Annotated in this window: 16 protein-coding genes; 10 read left to right on the top strand and 6 right to left on the bottom strand. The window is 71.8% G+C overall.

Annotated features, from left to right (window positions below):
* Positions 1–943, bottom strand: a 943-nt coding sequence (locus PPSIR1_RS31510) for a hypothetical protein (protein ID WP_006975286.1), incomplete at its 3' end; no start/stop codon positions are given.
* Between the two features lie 141 nt (positions 944–1084).
* Here PPSIR1_RS31510 and hisS point away from each other — a divergent pair.
* The 5 genes from hisS to PPSIR1_RS31485 all read left to right on the top strand — a co-directional run bounded on the left by hisS (position 1085) and on the right by PPSIR1_RS31485 (position 6305).
* Positions 1085–2527 carry a histidine--tRNA ligase gene (gene hisS / locus PPSIR1_RS31505; RefSeq protein ID WP_006975285.1) on the top strand — a complete coding sequence of 481 codons (1443 nt, stop codon included), beginning with the start codon at positions 1085–1087 and terminating at the stop codon, positions 2525–2527.
* Positions 2528–3991 carry a sigma-54-dependent transcriptional regulator gene (locus tag PPSIR1_RS31500; RefSeq protein WP_006975284.1) on the top strand — a complete coding sequence of 488 codons (1464 nt, stop codon included), beginning with the start codon at positions 2528–2530 and terminating at the stop codon, positions 3989–3991.
* Positions 3988–4863 carry a hypothetical protein gene (locus PPSIR1_RS31495; RefSeq protein ID WP_006975283.1) on the top strand — a complete coding sequence of 292 codons (876 nt, stop codon included), beginning with the start codon at positions 3988–3990 and terminating at the stop codon, positions 4861–4863. The genes PPSIR1_RS31500 and PPSIR1_RS31495 overlap by 4 nt, the downstream gene beginning before the upstream one ends.
* Before the next feature lie 184 nt (positions 4864–5047).
* A complete protein-coding gene (locus tag PPSIR1_RS31490) occupies positions 5048–5395 on the top strand; it encodes a hypothetical protein (RefSeq protein ID WP_006975282.1) in 348 nt (115 codons plus the stop codon).
* An 85-nt stretch (positions 5396–5480) separates the two neighbouring features.
* The gene (locus PPSIR1_RS31485) at positions 5481–6305 is read left to right on the top strand and encodes a hypothetical protein (RefSeq protein ID WP_006975281.1); all 825 of its coding nucleotides are present in this window, start codon (positions 5481–5483) and stop codon (positions 6303–6305) included.
* 34 nt (positions 6306–6339) lie between these two features.
* Here the strand turns inward: PPSIR1_RS31485 and PPSIR1_RS31480 are convergent, their stop codons facing one another.
* Together PPSIR1_RS31480 and PPSIR1_RS31475 are read right to left on the bottom strand one after the other, a co-directional pair.
* Positions 6340–6582: an RNA recognition motif domain-containing protein gene (locus tag PPSIR1_RS31480; protein WP_006975280.1), complete on the bottom strand. Its 243-nt coding sequence runs from the start codon at positions 6580–6582 to the stop codon at positions 6340–6342.
* Positions 6583–6698: 116 nt separating this feature from the next.
* A complete protein-coding gene (locus tag PPSIR1_RS31475; RefSeq protein WP_006975279.1) occupies positions 6699–7577 on the bottom strand; it encodes an XrtA system polysaccharide deacetylase in 879 nt (292 codons plus the stop codon).
* Positions 7578–7636: 59 nt separating this feature from the next.
* Here PPSIR1_RS31475 and PPSIR1_RS31470 point away from each other — a divergent pair, with 59 nt between their 5' ends.
* From PPSIR1_RS31470 to PPSIR1_RS31455, 4 genes are all read left to right on the top strand, one after another.
* On the top strand, positions 7637–8713 hold the full coding sequence (locus tag PPSIR1_RS31470) for a TFIIB-type zinc ribbon-containing protein (RefSeq protein ID WP_006975278.1): 1077 nt from the start codon (positions 7637–7639) through the stop codon (positions 8711–8713).
* On the top strand, positions 8710–9891 hold the full coding sequence (locus PPSIR1_RS31465; protein ID WP_045117147.1) for a glycosyltransferase family 4 protein: 1182 nt from the start codon (positions 8710–8712) through the stop codon (positions 9889–9891). Before PPSIR1_RS31470 ends, PPSIR1_RS31465 begins: the two co-directional genes overlap by 4 nt.
* 85 nt (positions 9892–9976) lie before the next feature.
* Complete coding sequence (locus PPSIR1_RS31460) at positions 9977–11080, top strand: GNAT family N-acetyltransferase (protein ID WP_198154658.1); 1104 nt, start codon at positions 9977–9979, stop codon at positions 11078–11080.
* Between the two features lie 65 nt (positions 11081–11145).
* Complete coding sequence (locus PPSIR1_RS31455) at positions 11146–12024, top strand: DNA-formamidopyrimidine glycosylase family protein (RefSeq protein ID WP_006975275.1); 879 nt, start codon at positions 11146–11148, stop codon at positions 12022–12024.
* A 217-nt stretch (positions 12025–12241) separates the two neighbouring features.
* Here PPSIR1_RS31455 and PPSIR1_RS31450 read toward each other — a convergent pair whose 3' ends face one another.
* Together PPSIR1_RS31450 and PPSIR1_RS31445 are read right to left on the bottom strand one after the other, a co-directional pair.
* The gene (locus PPSIR1_RS31450; protein WP_006975274.1) at positions 12242–12733 is read right to left on the bottom strand and encodes a hypothetical protein; all 492 of its coding nucleotides are present in this window, start codon (positions 12731–12733) and stop codon (positions 12242–12244) included.
* A gap of 117 nt (positions 12734–12850) precedes the next feature.
* On the bottom strand, positions 12851–13315 hold the full coding sequence (locus tag PPSIR1_RS31445; protein ID WP_157596162.1) for a hypothetical protein: 465 nt from the start codon (positions 13313–13315) through the stop codon (positions 12851–12853).
* 395 nt (positions 13316–13710) lie between these two features.
* Here PPSIR1_RS31445 and rsgA point away from each other — a divergent pair, with 395 nt between their 5' ends.
* Positions 13711–14835 carry a ribosome small subunit-dependent GTPase A gene (gene rsgA, locus PPSIR1_RS31440; protein WP_006975272.1) on the top strand — a complete coding sequence of 375 codons (1125 nt, stop codon included), beginning with the start codon at positions 13711–13713 and terminating at the stop codon, positions 14833–14835.
* Between the two features lie 257 nt (positions 14836–15092).
* Here rsgA and PPSIR1_RS31435 read toward each other — a convergent pair whose 3' ends face one another.
* The gene (locus tag PPSIR1_RS31435; RefSeq protein ID WP_157596161.1) at positions 15093–16001 is read right to left on the bottom strand and encodes a hypothetical protein; all 909 of its coding nucleotides are present in this window, start codon (positions 15999–16001) and stop codon (positions 15093–15095) included.
* Between the last annotated feature and the right edge of the window lie 32 nt (positions 16002–16033).

Below are 16033 nucleotides of genomic sequence, written 5' to 3'. Positions count from 1 at the left end.
AGGCGCCGAGCATCCCGGTGATCGGTTGGCGCCGCGGGTTGACGCCAGCGGCCGTCGACCGGCTGGCCCGCCACAGCAGCGCGCGGGCGCCCTGGCTGGCGGCCTCGCTCGCGCCCTCGCCCTCGCTCGTCGCCCGCGCTCGGCCGCTGCCGAGCAGTCCCAGGGAGGCGGGCGCCCGGGTGTGGGCGCGGGCCCGCGCGAGGGCGCTGCGTTGGTCGGGGAACCACGCCGAGAGCAGCGGGATGGTCCGCGCCGTGGCCGGGAGCAGCAGCTCGAGCCAGGGGTCGCGCGCGCGCAGGGCCTCGCAGACCCGCGCCATGGGCCCGAGGGCCTCGGCGGCCGGACCCGCGAGGGGCAGGCCTCGGGTCGCGGCGCGGCGCAGCTGGGCGAGGGCGGCGGGGTCGAGGGCGTTGCTCTCGTCGACCTCACCGCCTTGAACCACCAGCACGCGGCGCTCCCCGATCCGCGCGGTCCAGCCTGCGCCGTCGAGCACGATCTGCACGCGCCCGCGTGCCGCCGCGTCGCAGCCGAGGGCACCGAGCAGCCACCGCTGGGTCGCGGGCAGGGTCAGGGCCAGGTCACGGTGACCGCACAGAATCACCAGGGAGTGGCCGGGGACGGCGACGAAGGCCCCGAGGGCGGCGAGCACCTCCGCGCTCGCCGAGCCCGGAGCGACGAGGCCGTCGGGCTGTCCACGCAGCGCAGCGTCGGCGGGGAGATCGAACAGGCCACCAGCGATCACGAGGGTGCGCGTTCGAGCCGGGCCCTGGGCGAGGCTGCCGAGCAGCGCGCTCGCGCGGCCCCCGAGCTCGAGCGCGTTTGCGTTCTCGCGGTGGACCGCCGGGCCGGCCACCCCGCGCGGACCCAGCAACAGATCTGCGATCACGAACAGCTCGTCGACCTCGGCGAACTCGACCTCCTCGACCCTCGCGACCCCAGGCATGGCGTGAGTGTCGCGCTTTTGCCGCCAAGGGGTCAATCGTCCGCGCGGATGGGGTCCGCGCCAACTGGGTGTCGCAACCGGGTATGCTGCGCGCGCCCACCCGCGAAGGTGGGCCGCCACGCCCAACCCACCCCCCCGTTCATGAGCAAGATCAGCACCAAGCCGCCGAGCGGCATGCGCGACTTTCTGCCTGCGGACCTCGTCCGTCGCCGCGCCGTGATCGACGTCGTCGTCAAGGCCTACGAGGCCCACGGCTTCACCCCCCTCGAGACCCCCGCGATCGAGAACCTGTCGACCTTGACGGGCAAGTACGGCGAGGAGGGGGACCAGCTCATGTACCGCCTGCTGCACCGGCGCGACGCCCTGCGCCGGCCGCTCGAGGCCGCCCACGCCGAGGGCCGGCCCGCGCGGGAGGGCGAGCTCGCCGACCAGGGCCTGCGCTACGACCTGACCGTGCCCCTGGCCCGGGTCGTCGCCCAGTACGGGCAGCTGCCCCGCTTCTTCAAGCGCTACCAGATCCAGCCGGTGTGGCGGGCCGATCGCCCCGGCCGCGGCCGCTTCCGCGAGTTCTACCAGTGCGACGTCGACATCATCGGGACCGAGTCCCTGGTCGCCGAGGCCGAGGTCTGCTCGGCCGTCGCCTCGGCCCTCGTCGAGCTGGGCTTCGAGGCCTTCACCGTCCTCATCAACCACCGCGAGCTGCTGCGCGCGATGATCCGCGCCGCGGGCATCGACGAGGCCCTCGAGGGCACGGCCCTGGTCGCCGTCGACAAGCTCGACAAGGTCGGCAAGCAGGGCGTGCTGACCGAGCTCGAGCAGCGCGGCATCGAGGCGGGCTCCGGGGCCAAGCTGCTCGACATGATCACCCCGCCGCCGGGCAGCGGGGCCGTCTACAACGCGACCTTGCTGTCCTCCCTGCGCGAGCGCGTGGACGAGCGGGGCAAGGCGGCCATCGACGAGCTCGGCACGCTCATGGGCCTGTGCGCCTACAACCCCGCCGGCGACCACCTCGAGTTCGCGCCCTCCCTGGCCCGCGGGCTGGGCTACTACACCGGGCCGATCTTCGAGATCCGCGTGCCCGACTTCCCGAGCTCCGTCGGCGGCGGCGGGCGCTACGACAACCTCGTCGGCATGTTCGGCAAGCAGGCCATCCCCGCGGTCGGCTTCAGCCTCGGCCTCGAGCGCCTGATCGTCGTCAAGGACGAGCGCGGCGACTTCGACGAGCTGGCCATCGGCCCGGACCTGATGCTGTGCTGGATGGACGTCGACGGCGGGCGGGTGCTCGAGCTGGCGACCAAGCTGCGCCTGGCCGGGCTCAACGTCGAGGTCTACCCCGAGAAGACCAAGAAGCTCAAAAAGCAGCTGGCCTACGCCGACGCCGAGGGCGTCAAGGCGCGCTTCGTCGGGATCTGCGGCAAGCAGGAGATCGAGGACGAGACCTTGACCGTCAAGCACCTCGCCTCTGGCGAGCAGGTGACCCTGCCCGTCGACGCGATCACCCCCGAGCGCCTGGCGGCCTTTGTGGATCAAGCGGTGGATCAAGCCGGCGGCGGCAAGCCCTCGGGCTCGACGGATGAGGGCTGAGTGAGCGAGACCAGCGAGGCCGTCTTCGCCGGCACGGTGCTCGTCGTCGACGACGAGAAGAACATCCGCCGAACCCTGCGCATGGTGCTCGAGGGCGAGGGCGCGACGGTCGACGAGGCCGTCAGCGGCGAGGCGGCCCTCGAGCGGCTGACCGCCGCGGCCACCGACCCCAGCCTCGACCTGCCCGACGCCGTGATCATGGACGTGATGCTCGGCGGGCTCTCGGGCATCGAGGTGCTCGACAAGCTCGGCGAGCTCGGCGAGGACGGCCGCCCGCCGGTCCCGGTGATCATGATCTCCGGCCACGCTTCGGTCGCCGACGCCGTCCGAGCCACCCGCCTGGGCGCCTTCGACTTCTTCGAGAAACCGCTCAGCCGCGACCGCGTGATCGTCTCGGTCCGCAACGCCCTGCGCCAGAGCAAGGCCGAGCGCGAGCTCCGGGAGCTGCGCCACCGCATCTACGGCGAGATCATCGGGCGCTCCGAGCCCATGGTCGAGCTCATGCGCATGGTCGCCAAGGTCGGCCGGACCCGGGCGCGGGTGCTGATCACCGGCGAGAGCGGCACGGGCAAGGAGCTCGTCGCCCGGGCCATCCACGAGGCCTCGGAGCGCCACGCCCACGCCTTCGTCAAGGTCAACTGCGCGGCGATCCCCCGGGAGCTCATCGAGTCCGAGCTGTTCGGCCACGAAAAGGGCGCCTTCACCGGGGCCACGGCCCAAAAGAAGGGCCTGTTCGAGGTCGCCGACAAGGGCACGCTCTTCCTCGACGAGATCGGCGACATGGACCTCGACGCCCAGGCCAAGGTCCTGCGCGTGCTGCAAAGCGGCGAGCTGACCCGGGTGGGCGGGCACGCCCCGATCCAGGTCGACGTCCGGGTGCTGGCCGCGACCCACCGCAACCTGCAGGAGATGGCCGGCGCGGGCGAGTTCCGCGAGGACCTGTTCTTCCGCCTGGCCGTGGTCCCGCTGCGCATGCCGCCGCTGCGCGAGCGCCTCGACGACGTCCCGGCCCTCGCCCGCCACTTCATCCGCCAGGCCTGCGAGGAGAACGGCCTGGCCGCGCGGCTGATCAGCGACGCGGCCCTGGGCACCCTGGCCAAGCACAGCTGGCCCGGGAATGTTCGCGAGCTGCGCAACGTCATCGAGCGCATGGTCGTGCTCAGCGACGGCGATCTCGAGCTCGACGACGTGCCCCCGGAGCTGCGCAGCGACGGCGCGAACGCGGGCAAGGCCGCGGGCCCGGGGGAGGTCGCGATCGGCGACGGACCCTTCGACGAGCTGTTGCGCGAGAAGTCCGACCTGCCCCTCAAGGCCTTCCGCGAGGCCGTCGAGCGGGCCTTCATCCTCCACCGCCTGCGCGAGCACGACTGGAACGTCTCGCGCACGGCCTCGGCCCTGGGCATCGAGCGCACGCACCTGCACCGCAAGCTCAAGCTCCTCGGCATCCAGCGAGGCGAGCGATGAGCGCGCGGGCGACGACGGTCGCGCTGGCCTGCGCCGCGCTGGTCCTCGGCGCGTGCGAGGGCAAGCAGACCGAGCCCGGGACCGGCGCGCCCGTCGAGCTGAAGCAGCCCGCGCCGCCCTTGCCCCAGACCCGCGCCGAGTTCCTCGCCGAGGTCTACCCCCTGCCCGAGGGCGCGCCCGGCCTCGAGCTGCGCTACGAGGTCCGGGGCGAGGTCGCCGAGGGCACCTACCTCATCCAGATGAAGCCCGGCGGCTACCGGCGCGAGAGCTGGAAGGTGCGCTGGCAGGGCATCGACAACCCCATGGCCGACGAGGAGGCCGTGCGCCCGCTGATCAGCGAGGGCGCGACCTTGGTGACCCCCAGCCACATCTGGACCGCGCGCAAGGGCGACCCCGGAGAGCTGCGCTCGAACCACCTCGAGACCTTCGCCAGCGCCTGGTACTCCCTCGCCGACGATCAAAAGGCGAGCACCATGGCGGCGATCCGCGAGTGGCAGAGCGTGCTCGCCAAGGAGCGCCTCGCCAACCCCGGCGAGCTGGCCACGGTCCACGGCGTGTCCTGCCTGCAGACCCGCATCGCCGCCCAGAACCTGTGCATGTGGGAAGAGGCCGGCGTGTTCCTGCGTTACGAGGGGGCGGTGTTCAACGTCGAGCTGGTCAGCCTCGACCGCAACCCCGAGCTCGACGAGGACCTGTTCGAGATCCCCGTCGAGGCCGCGAGCCGGGCCGAGCGCGTCGAGGTCGAGCCCCTCGCCCACGAGGCGATCCTCGACGAGCTGACCCAGGGCAAGTACGAGGCCATGACCGGCCTCGTCGCGCCCGGGACCCTCGACGCCCTGGGGGCGATGCAGCCACCCAAACCCAAGCCCTGACCGAGACGACCATGACCGACGCCGCGCGCTCTGGAGTTCCCTCCTTCCTCCTGAGCGCCGCGCTGGCGGCGTCCCCGAGCGCCTCGTCGAGGCCGGCGGCGACACCTACGACGAGTTCGGCGGCTACGACATCAGCGCGGTCAAGTTCAAGGTCTACGACGTCGACGGCGGCGAGCGCAGCGAGGTGTTCGTGACCTTCGGCTTCGAGCTGCCCTCGGAGGACAACCTCGACCAGTCCGAGGCGGCCGTGGCCTTCGTCCTCGACAAGACCGACCTCCACATCCAGTTCGCCACGACGCGCCATTACTACTACCACTGGTCCGACGTCTCCTCGACCTCGACGCAGATCGACACCCGGTGGACCATCAAGGATACGGACGGCGACGGGGTCAAGGAGGTCGTCGTCCGCGAGACCGTCGACGAGTCCCACGACGACAGCGAGTACGAGGGCGGGGACTCGCGGGAGAAGCGGGACAAGAAGTCGGTGTGCGCCTACGACCGCGGGGACACCCCGACGACGACGAGGCGCTGAGCGGGCCGGGCGGCGCCGGCGGTGCTACCGTTGGCGCATGTCGGGAGTCAGCCACGACGGAGCGGTTCGCCTGAATCCTGCCTTGATGGTTGGGTGGATCGGCCTGGCGATCGTCTCGCTCGGCTGGCAGGTGGGCAGCCACTTTTTTCTCGACTACCTGTTCGAGCAGACCGACCTCGACCTGAGCCTGTTCACGACCCTGGTCCAGCTCAACTTCGGCCTGCGCACGGTGCTGTGGCTGGTGCTGCTCGTCGGGCTGTGGATGACGGCCGAGGCCCTCGACGCCCGCCGCCTGCGTCAGTCCGCGGGCTGCCTCGGGCTGCACTTGCTGCTCATGGTGGGCATCAACCTCGCCTTCATGGCCAACGTCTTTGACGGCCTCGACGCCATCGATCGCGTCCGCGACGTCTACATGACCCTCGGCGGAGGCCTGCTGATCGCCGGGGGGGCGCTGATCCTCGCCCACGCCAAGGAGCGCGGGGCCGACTCGAGCGCGCTGACCATCCCGGGCATCGCCCTGGCCGTCGATCTGGCGTTGATCTTCATCGGGCCGATGGTCATGGAGCAGGTCGACACGCCGAGCATGAAGCAGCTGTGGTTCCTGGTCACCCTGGCGAGCTCGGCCTTCTTTTGGCTGTGTTGGTTCGCGCTCCCGCGCTCGGCCTTCGCCGACCAGGTGCCCGAGGCGGTGGTCATCGAGGGCGAAGATGGAGCGCCGCCGATGGAGCTCGGGCCGACCCACGACCCCACCCAGGACCTCCTCGTCGGCGGGCTGTGGGCCGCGGGCGGGGTGCTGGTGACCGTGCTGAGCTTCGCCGGCGGCGGCATCGACGGCCGGGCCGTGCTCGCCTGGGGGCCGATCGTCTACGGGGTCTTTCGAATCATCCGCGGCCTGAGCAAGCGCGCCTGAGCGCCCAGGGGCAGTCTCCCCGGGTGTGTTCGAGTCAGGTCGCGACGGCCACGCGCAGCAGCTGCCCGCTCACGGTGCGGCCGTCGAGGGCGACTCGAGCCTTGGCCGCGTCGAGGTCGCTCTCGAAGGTCACGTAGGCGAAGCCGCGGCACTCGCCGTTGTCACGGGTCGCCAGCCGAATCTCGCTGATCGCACCAAAATCACCGACGAGCCCACGGACGGACGCGTCGTCCGCTGCGGCTTGCAGGCCTCCGATGTAGAGCGTCGTCCGTGGCATACCTGTGCGTGGACATCCTACAGCGCCCGACGTGTATCCGGGAGTCGAAAAGCGCGCGTCTCGACTTGAGCTGTGTCACCGGGCGGCGAGTGCAAATGCACATTCGGGCGGGAACATCACGCTGCTTTCGCGCGTGCGCCCGCGGAACCAGGCGGGAGCAGCGGCGCAGAATCCCGGACCGAATCCGCCCACGCGCCCATCGGCCCCCACTCGAATTCGACGAGCAGGCGATCGAGCCGCTCGAGGGTCACGTCGAGGTGGTTGTAGTGCCGCAGACGCTTGAGCAGCGGCATGGTCATGCGCGGCTGCCCGGGGTCGAACTCCCAGGGGTGGGCGTAGAAGATCACGGGGCGCCCGGCCTGGTTGCAGCGGCGGATCAGCGCGGCGCTCAGGCGGTAGGGGTAGAGCCGGAAGTAGCCGCCGCCGGTGCAGGGCATGCGCCGCCCAGCCAGCTCCACGCAGCTCATGGGCAGCTCGACCAGGTCCTCGCCGAGGCGGTAGGGGGTCAGGGGCGCGTCGGCGATGCCGTACTCCGGGTGCGCGCCGAAGGGGAAGATCGACGAGTCCCAGCGGATCCCGTGGCGCTCGAGCACGGGGATGGCCCACAGCGTGCGCTCGGTCAGGGAGAAGCTCGGCGCCCGGTAGCCGACCACCGGGGCGTCGGACAGCTCGCGGAGGATGGTCAGGGCCTTGCCGAGGTCGGCGTCGAAGCGCTCGGCGTCGAGCTGGGTCAAGCGCTGGTGGCCGTAGCCGTGGCAGGCGACCTCGTGGCCCGCCGCCGCGACCTCGCGGATCAGCTCCGGGGCGCGCTCGGCCACCCACGCGAGCACGAAGAAGGTGGCCTTGACCCCGCGGCGGTCAAACAGCTCGAGCAGCGCGCGGGTGCTCTCGACGACCCGAAACTGCTGGGCGTCCCACTCGGAGCGGGGGATCAGCGCGTCGAAGTTGGACACGCAAAACCAGTCCTCGAGGTCGATGCTCAGCAGGTTGCGCACGCCGACAGGGTAGCAGGCTTTGGCGCACGGGCTGCTAGGCTCGGCGGGGGCAGACAGCCATGGCCGAGGCGACCTTCGACATCCAAATCCGCGTCCTCAGCTGCGAGCGCTGCGGCGCGCCGCTGCGCGTGGGCGAGGCGGGCGGGACGATCCGCTGCGAGTACTGCGGCACGCAGATGGTCGTCGGGCGCCGTCAGCTGGCGTCGGCGCGGACGGCCCACGCGCTGCACGGCGACGCGCGCATCGCCAAGCTGCGCATGGACACCGGGCGACCCCTGCCCGACAACCCCTACTCGACCGTCCGACCCCCGCCGGGCTGCGAGGCCCTGACGCGCTCGGCCCAGGTGCTCGAGCCCCTCGGCCAGCGCTTTCGTGAGGCCCTGGCTCTGGTCCGCGCCCAGCGGAGCTTCGAGCACGAGCGCCTGCTGTGGTGGTGCGCGACCATGCTCAACCAAGGCTACGGCATGCTGGGCAAGCACATCGAGCGCCGGGGCGTGCTCGAGCGGGCCATCGAGGAGATCCACGACCTGGGCTTTCGCCACTTGCTCTACGTCAACCTGGCTGGCGCGGCCGCCCGGGCGGGGGAGCTGGGCGCGGCGTGGCGGTGGATGGAGCTGTGCGATCCGGAGGCCGAGGACCTCGTGCTCGACAGCGGCTATCGCATCGGGCTGGCCTCGGTGCTGGTCCGCGAAGGCGACGCGGCGCGGATCCTCGAGCTCGTCGGCGCCGCGGCCAACGTCGTGCCCGAGGCCCACCAGTACCGGCTGATGTTTGCCCTTTACCGGGCCCACGCCCACGAGCTGCTCGGCGCGAACCAGGCCGCGATGGCGGCCGCGATGGCGCTGCGGGGAGACCCGGAGGTCGGGCCGGTGTTCGCCGAGGCGCTGCGCATGAACGGCCTGGCTCCGGCGACGGCGGCGGCCCTCGACGCGGGCGCAGGCCTGGGCGCGGGTCCGGGCGTGGGCCACGGCGTCGCGCAGTCCTACGCCCCTCAGGGGACGAGGCCGCCCCGACCGAGCAGCGAGGACCAGACCAAGAAGATGGTCATCATCGCGGTCGCGGGCGTGGTCGGCTCGATGATGTTGATGATGCTGGCCCTCGCCGGCGTGCTCTTGTTCAGCGCGGGGTCGCCATGAGCCCGCGGGTGGGCGAGCGCGACCCGGCCGCGGACAGGCCCCGGCGCGTGGCCTTCGTGGTCACGCGCTCGGACAGCGTCGGCGGCGTGCAGGTGTGCATCCACGGCCTGGCCGTGGGTCTGCGCGCGGCGGGCCACGAGGTCGAGGTGTTCGCTGGCGGCGACGGGCCCTTCGCCGAGCTGTGCGAGCGCGACGGCGTCCGGGTCACCCGCCTGCGCCACATGCTGCGGGAGATCGATCCCCTCCGAGACCCGCGCGGCCTCGCCGAGCTCCACCGCGAGCTCCAGCGCTTTCGCCCCGAGCTGATCTCGAGCCACTCGACCAAGGCGGGATGGTTCGCCCGCGCCGTGGCCCGCCAGCTCGGCGTCGCCAACGTCTACACCGCCCACGGCTGGGCCTTCGGCTGGCAGCGAGGGGCGAAGGCGACCATCGCCCGGGGCATGGAGATCGTCACCGCCCCCCTGGCCGACTGCATCATCACGGTGTCCGAGCACGATCGCCGCAAGGCCCTCGACGCGGGCGTGGGCCGACCGCTGCAGGTGCTCACCGTTCACAATGCCGTGACCGAGCTCGAGCCCGCGAGCGCGTTCCGGGCCGACCCCGGGAAGCAGCCGGCGCGGATCGTGAGCGTCGCTCGGCTCGAGGCGCCCAAGGAGCCCTTGCTCTTGCTCGACGCCCTCGGCGATCTGGCCGAGCGCTCGCCAGCGCTCGACTGGGAGCTCGAGCTGATCGGCGACGGGCCGCTGCGCCCGGCCATCGAGGCGCGGCTGGCCCAGGCGCGAGGCTGGGGGAATCGAGTTCACCTGCTGGGCACCCGCGACGACGTGCCCCAGCGCCTCGCCCAGGCCCAGCTCTTCGTGCTGTGCTCGCGCCACGAGGGCTTCCCGATCTCCAACCTCGAGGCCATGCGCGCGGGCTTGCCCGTGATCTCGAGCGAGGTGGGCGGCGTGGACGAGGCCATCGATCGCGGCGTCAACGGTGAGCTGGTCCCCCCGGGTGATCGCAGGGCGTGGACCCGGGTCCTCGGCGAGCTCCTCGCCGACCCGGCCGCGAGGACGCGCATGGGGTCGGCGGGCCGGACGGCCTTCGAGACGCGCTTCAACTTCGAGCTGCACCTGCGCCGGACCTGGTCCGTCTACCACCAGGCGCTCGAGCGTCACTTGGATCGTCTCGGCTGAGAGCGATCGCGGTTGCGATTTGCGAGCTGGCTCGACGGGTCCAAACTGCTAGGCTCGACGCGCCATGGTCGAGGGTCGAGCTTGGATGATTCGCGACTACGCGCCGGGGGATGAGGCGGCGATCGTCGCCCTCTACGAGCGCAGCTTTGGACAGCCCATGGGCGAGAGCGAGAGCTCCGGCCACTGGCGGTGGGAGTTCGCTCAAAACCCCGTCGGGCCGCGGACCATCAAGCTCGCCTGGTCCGAGGAGCTGCTCGTCGGGCAGTACGCCGTCTCGCCCCGGCGGCTGCGCTCGCTCGGTCAGGACCGCGTCGGCGGGCTGTCGATCGACAGCATGACCCACCCCGAGTTCAAGCGCCGGGGCGTGTTCGCCGAGAGCGGGGAGGCCTGCACCAAGGCCATGGCCGACCGCGGCTTCGCCTTCGTCTACGGCTTCCCCAACGCCGACTCGATCCGTGGCTTCGAGAACAAGCTCGGGTGGAAGTCGATCATGCCCGTGCCGGTGCTGGCCAAGGTCCTCGACCTCGGCGGCCTCGCCCAGACCCTGGGGCGGCCCGAGCTGCGCCGGTGGATCTCGCTGGCCTCGCGCTCGCTGACCCGCGCGCCGGGGGTGGTCGGGGAGCTCGGGGCCCGGCTGTCGGCGACCCGCGGGGGCCGGGCGGTCCCGCCGGTCCGCAGCTTCGAGGGCTTCGGCGACTGGGCCGACAAGCTGTGGCTGCGCTGCCGCGACCAGCAGCGCATCGCCGTGATCCGCGACCTCGAGTTCCTGCGCTGGCGCTACGACGAGCGCCCCGAGTCCGACTACCTGCGCCTGCGCGTCGACGGACCCACGGGGGTGCTCGGCTTCGCGGTGATGGCCTTCTCCTCCGGCCCCCACGGACCCGGAGCCTTCCTGATGGAGCTGGTCATCGATCACGACCACCCCGACGGGGACCTGGCGGCCACGGCCCTGCTGCACGCCTGCGAGCGCGAGGCTCGACAGCGCAGCTGCGCGTTCTTGAGCGCCATGGCCGCGCCGGGCTCGGCCGAGCGGCCCTTGCTGCTGCGCCAGGCCTACCTGCCGATCCTCGAGCGCCTGCTGCCCTGGGAGCTCTACTTCGGCGCCCGCTGCATCTGCGAGGTGGACCGCTCCATGGTCTTGCACCCGGAGAGCTGGCGGCTGAGCTGGGGCGACACGGACATGATGTGAGGGCCTCCGGGCCGTGGCTGAACCAAGCCTGGGCGACCCGCCCCGGGGTCTGCTAGATCCCGAGCGTGCCCGAGGGCGACTCGCTCCACGCCACCGCGATCACCTTGCGAGCCGTGCTCGCGGGGCGGGAGCTGACGGGGTGCGAGCTGAACTGGTCGGGCCGCCGGGGCGTGGCCCTGGCCCACGGCGAGGCCTGGCGCGTCCCCGGTCGCCGCGTCGAGTCCGTGGAGGCGCGGGGCAAGAACTTGCTGATCCGCTGCGCGCCCCATCCCGAGGCGGTCGGGGCGGTGGAGGCGGGCGGCCGCGCAGCCCTGGCGCTGACGATCTGGTCGCACATGGGCATGACCGGCTCGTGGCACACCTACCGGCCCCGAGAGCGCTGGGCCCTCCCGCCGCGCGACGCCCCGATCGTGCTGCGCACGGCCGAGCGGGTCGTGCCCTGCTTTCGACCCCACGCCCTCGAGCTCCTCGGCCCCCGGGGCGTGCTGCGTCACCGCGTCCTCGCCCGCCTCGGGCCGGACCTGCTCGCGGCGAAGCCCGACCTCGACGAGGCCCTCGCGCGCATGCGGGCCCTGGTCGAGGCCGAGCCGGGGGTCGAGCTCGGCGACGCGGTCATGCGCCAGCGCGTGGTCGCGGGCATCGGCAACGAGTACAAGTCGGAGCTGCTCTTCCTCGAGGGCCTCGACCCCTTCGCGCCCCTGGCCGCGCTCGACGAGGCGGCGCGCCGCTCCCTGCTCGAGCGCGCCGCGGCGTTGATGCGGGCCAACCTCGCCTCGGGCGCGCCCCGACGCACGCGCTTTGCCCTCGACGACCCGCACGGCCGCGGCTGGGTCTACGAGCGCAGCGGCCGACCCTGCCGCGTGTGCGGGGAGTTGGTCTGCATGCGCCGCCAGGGCGCCCTCGCCCGCTCGACCTACTTCTGCCCAAATTGTCAGGGACGATGAATGAATTCATTCACCGTCCCTTTCCATTTAGCCGTCGACGCCACGCCCTCTCTGCCCCATGTCCACGATTCAGAGCCTGTGAGTGAATCGCCCCCTTCAGGGGGCGACCCGATGCTCCTGCGAAGGCACGAGCGCCATTGCCCACCAAGCCAAAGCGGAGGAGCGGTAGCGACGAAGCGCCCCCGGTCCCCAGCTCCCTTGGGGGCAAAGCAGAACTCTAGCCGGCGCGGGCGAGGTAGCGGCTCAGCTGGGTCTCGATGTGCGCGGCGGGGTCGCGGCGGACCTTGGGCGGGAGCTGCAGGCCGGCGGCGTCGCAGGTCTCGACGGCGTGGGCCATGGCCTCCTCGAGGGAGCCGAACACGTTGTAGGGGATGGGCGGCGAGCTGACCCAGAAGATCGCCGTCATCGCCCCGCGGACCATGCGGTTCTCGACGACGAAGGCGATGCCGATGACGCTCTTGGTCATGTTGTCCTGGTTCTCCGCCAACCAGTCGGCTTGCATGCGGCGGATCTCCGGGGGCGGGCGCATGCCCGCGCGGGCGTCGATGACCATGAACACCTTGCTGCCGACCTCGGCGGAGTTGCGCATCTGGATCGTCTGCTCCGCGAGGTAGGCTTCGAGGGCGTCGACTTCGATGTGGCGAAGTTGGATCTGCACGCGGATCGGGTCGAATCCGTCGTAGTCCCAAAACGCGATCGGTTTGGCCATACCCATGTCCAAGAGCATGACTCAGCTCCAGGGCGGTCGACAATGGCCAGGGGAGTCACTGATCGTGTGCTGGTTCTCCGCTCGTTCGCGCCCTTTTGGCCGCATTCGGGACGCGAGCTAGGCCGCCCCGAGGAAGGCGAGGACCTCGCCTTCACCACCGCGCACGAGCTGCGCGGTGGCGTGGGCCGACGCCGCCGCGAGGATGCCGTGTTCCCGCGCGACCTCGTCCACGGCCTCGCGCCAGTTGGCGAGTTGAATGCCGCCGCCGCTCAGCAGCCGAGCCGGCTCGCGGGCCTTGAGCTCGAGGACGTGGACGCGGCGCAGGGCCTTGGGGCCGGACATGTCGACCACCAGGAAGTCGCCGCAAAACTGGCTCTGGTTGCAGCGAAACAGCCACAGGTTGGTCTTGGCGCGCAACAGCGCGACCGCAAAACGACGCTCCGGTCCGCTGAGCGAGAAGCGCTCGAGCAGGCGGTGGGCCTCGCGCGCGCTGTAGCGGCGATCCGAGCCCAGGAGCTCGCGCAAGCTAAAGCGGTCGGCCAGCTCGAAGGGCAGCAGCAAGGTCATGGGGCGCGGTGGCATGGCGAACTCGCAGGGCGCAGCTTTGGCGAGGACTAGCACGGGCGCCCCATCGCGCCAGCTCGCCCTTGCGCCCGCCCGGCGATCGAGTCACATTGCCGTCGGATGACCGTGGTCGCCTGACATCGCGCGCGCGAGCCATCGCGCGCGCTCGAGACTCCCTTCGCAGGGGCGCGCTGCCGTCGACGGCGGACGCCTCGTGTTCGAGTTTGCGTGGGGGCGACGACACGTCCGGGGCTGACCCCTCCAGGGCGATCGCAAGGCGATCGTCTGGGTCCGCGCCGCGTCGCCCCCTCCGCGCGGAGCTGCGCTGCCAGCTTCGAGCCCCGGGCGGTGTCAGGACCATGCACGACCATCCATCTTCATCTCAATCTTCCGCGCCTTCGACCCTCGCCGCGTTGGGCTTCGCGCCGCGCTTCGCCGAGGAATTCGAGCTCCACGCCACGCCCGGATCGCTCCCGGCCCGGGTCGTCCGCGTCGACGCCCAAGGCTGCACCGTGCTCGCCGTCCCCAATGGCGGCGAGGCCGTCGAGCTCCACGTCCACGTGCCCAAGCGCCTGGCTCGCAAGCGAGCGCCGGCGGTCGGCGACTGGGCGATCGTGCGGACCAAGGGGAAGGGGGGCGAGCGCGACGGGGACTTCGTCGTCCGCAAGCTGCTCGAGCGCGCGACCTCCCTGACCCGCCGCGCGGCGGGCAGCTCGGGGCGGGCGCAAGTGCTCGCCGCCAACCTCGATCGCGTGCTGGTCTGCTCGAGCCTCGACCGCGACTTCAAGCTCACGCGCCTCGAGCGGTGGCTGAGCCTGGTCCACGAGGGCGGGGCCGAGCCGGTGGTCGTGTTGACCAAGGCTGGCCTCGTCGACGAGGCCACGCGCGCGCGCCGGGTCGAGGCCGCGCGCGAGGTCGCCCTTGGGGTCTCGGTGATCGCCGTCGATCGCTTTACGGGCGTGGGCCTCGACGCCCTCGACGCGTGCGTCCTTCGAGCGGTCGAGGAGGACGCGTCGAGCTGGGCGCCGACCCTGGCCCTGGTCGGCTCGTCGGGCGTCGGCAAGTCGACCCTGCTCAATTACCTGTGCGAGCTCGCGGGCGGCGAGGGGGCCATGGCGACGGGCTCGATCTCCAGCGCCCACGGCAAGGGCCGGCACACCACCAGCCACCGCGAGCTCGTCGCCCTGCCCGAGCGCGACGGGTTGCGTGCCTTGCTCATCGACACCCCCGGGCTGCGCGAGGTCGGGCTGTGGGGCGAGGGGGAGGGGGTCGACAAGACCTTCGCCGAGATCGGTGCGCTCGCCCGAGGCTGCCGCTTTGGCGACTGCCAGCACGCCGGGGAGCCCGGCTGCGCGGTGCGGGCCGCCGTGGACGAAGGACGCCTCGAGGGTCGCCGCCTCGAGGCCTACCGTCGGCTCGTCGACGAGCGCGAGACCACGGCCCGCCGGGCCAACGAGCACGAGCGTCGTCGACACGAGCGGCGCTTCGCCAAGGAGGTGCGCCGGACGATCCGCATCAAGCGGGGCCGCGAGGACTAGCAGGACATCGGAGAAGTCCTCACGACACCTCGCTTGGTCTTTTCGCCGAGCTCTTTGTCGCCAAAACTTGCGGTGGGATCCACCACAGCGGCGTTTTGGCTCCGCGATCTCGACGAAAATCCACGGCGCGAGGAGCCGCGATGACTTCTCCGATGCCCTACCGAGAAAGGCAGCCGCCCACGGGCTCAACGCCAGCTGAGTTCGTGGACGATGCTTTCGTGGATCATGGGTCCCGGCGCGGCCGGGGTGGGCGACTGCTAGCGCTCCGGCTTGCGCCGGTCGTCCCGGGGCTTGCGCCGGTCGGTCGGAGGCACGCGCGGCTTGATCGGCGAGTCGACCTCGCCGTCCTCGCCGTAGCGCAGCTCGTGGCGGGCGACCTTGTCGTCGGCGAAGGACACGAGGAAGCGGCGGCAGACCGGCTCGGGCTCCTCGCCCTGCTTGGGCTCGGCGCCCTTGGGGGGCTTGGAGCCCTCGGGCTGCTGCTGCGGCGCGACGGCGGGCTCGGTCCCGACCGTGCCCGGGGCCGTGGGGTCGCCGCCCTCGGCCGCGACCTCGGGCTGGTCCTCGCGCACGGTCGTCGTGGGCGAGAGCGGCTTGGTCTTGGCCGGGGGCGCCTCGGTCTCCTCGAACAGGTGCCACAGCGGCCCGCTGCCCCCGTAGATCTCGGGGATGTACTCGGACACGGCGTCGACGAACTCGGGCGGGCCGCACACGTCGACGGAGCAGCGGATCATGTGGCAGCTGGGCTGGATGCGCAGGGCCGGCGGGGGCGCGTCCGCCTTGCTGGCCTGGCGCCGGGCGATGGACACGGCGGCGCGGACCAGGGTCTCGTGGTAGCGGCGAAATTCCTTGTCGACGGGCTCGTCCTCGATGGGCTGGTGGAACCAGCTCTCGCGCAGGATCTCAATCCGCGCCGCCGGGCGGGCCTGCCAGCCGCGGTTGCGCGCCGCCTGGGCCTTTTGCTTCTCGCGCTGGCGCTTGGCCTTCTCCCGCTTGCGCCGAGCCTCCTCTTCCTTCGTGGGCCGGGGCACCATCTCGCCCTTGGGCACGTCGAGCTGGTACTGCAGGCCGACCGCTGCGAGGCCGAGGAGGGGCGCGAGGAGCCAGCTGCCGACGCGCACGACGATCGAGCGAGGTGCGGAGTCCTGTGGCGGGTTGGGCGACATGAACGCGCGGACTGTAGCAGAGCCTGGACCAA

This window comes from Plesiocystis pacifica SIR-1, assembly GCF_000170895.1.
In the GTDB taxonomy this organism is placed as follows: domain Bacteria; phylum Myxococcota_A; class Polyangia; order Nannocystales; family Nannocystaceae; genus Plesiocystis; species Plesiocystis pacifica.
This window is presented reverse-complemented; position numbering and strand designations above follow the sequence as displayed.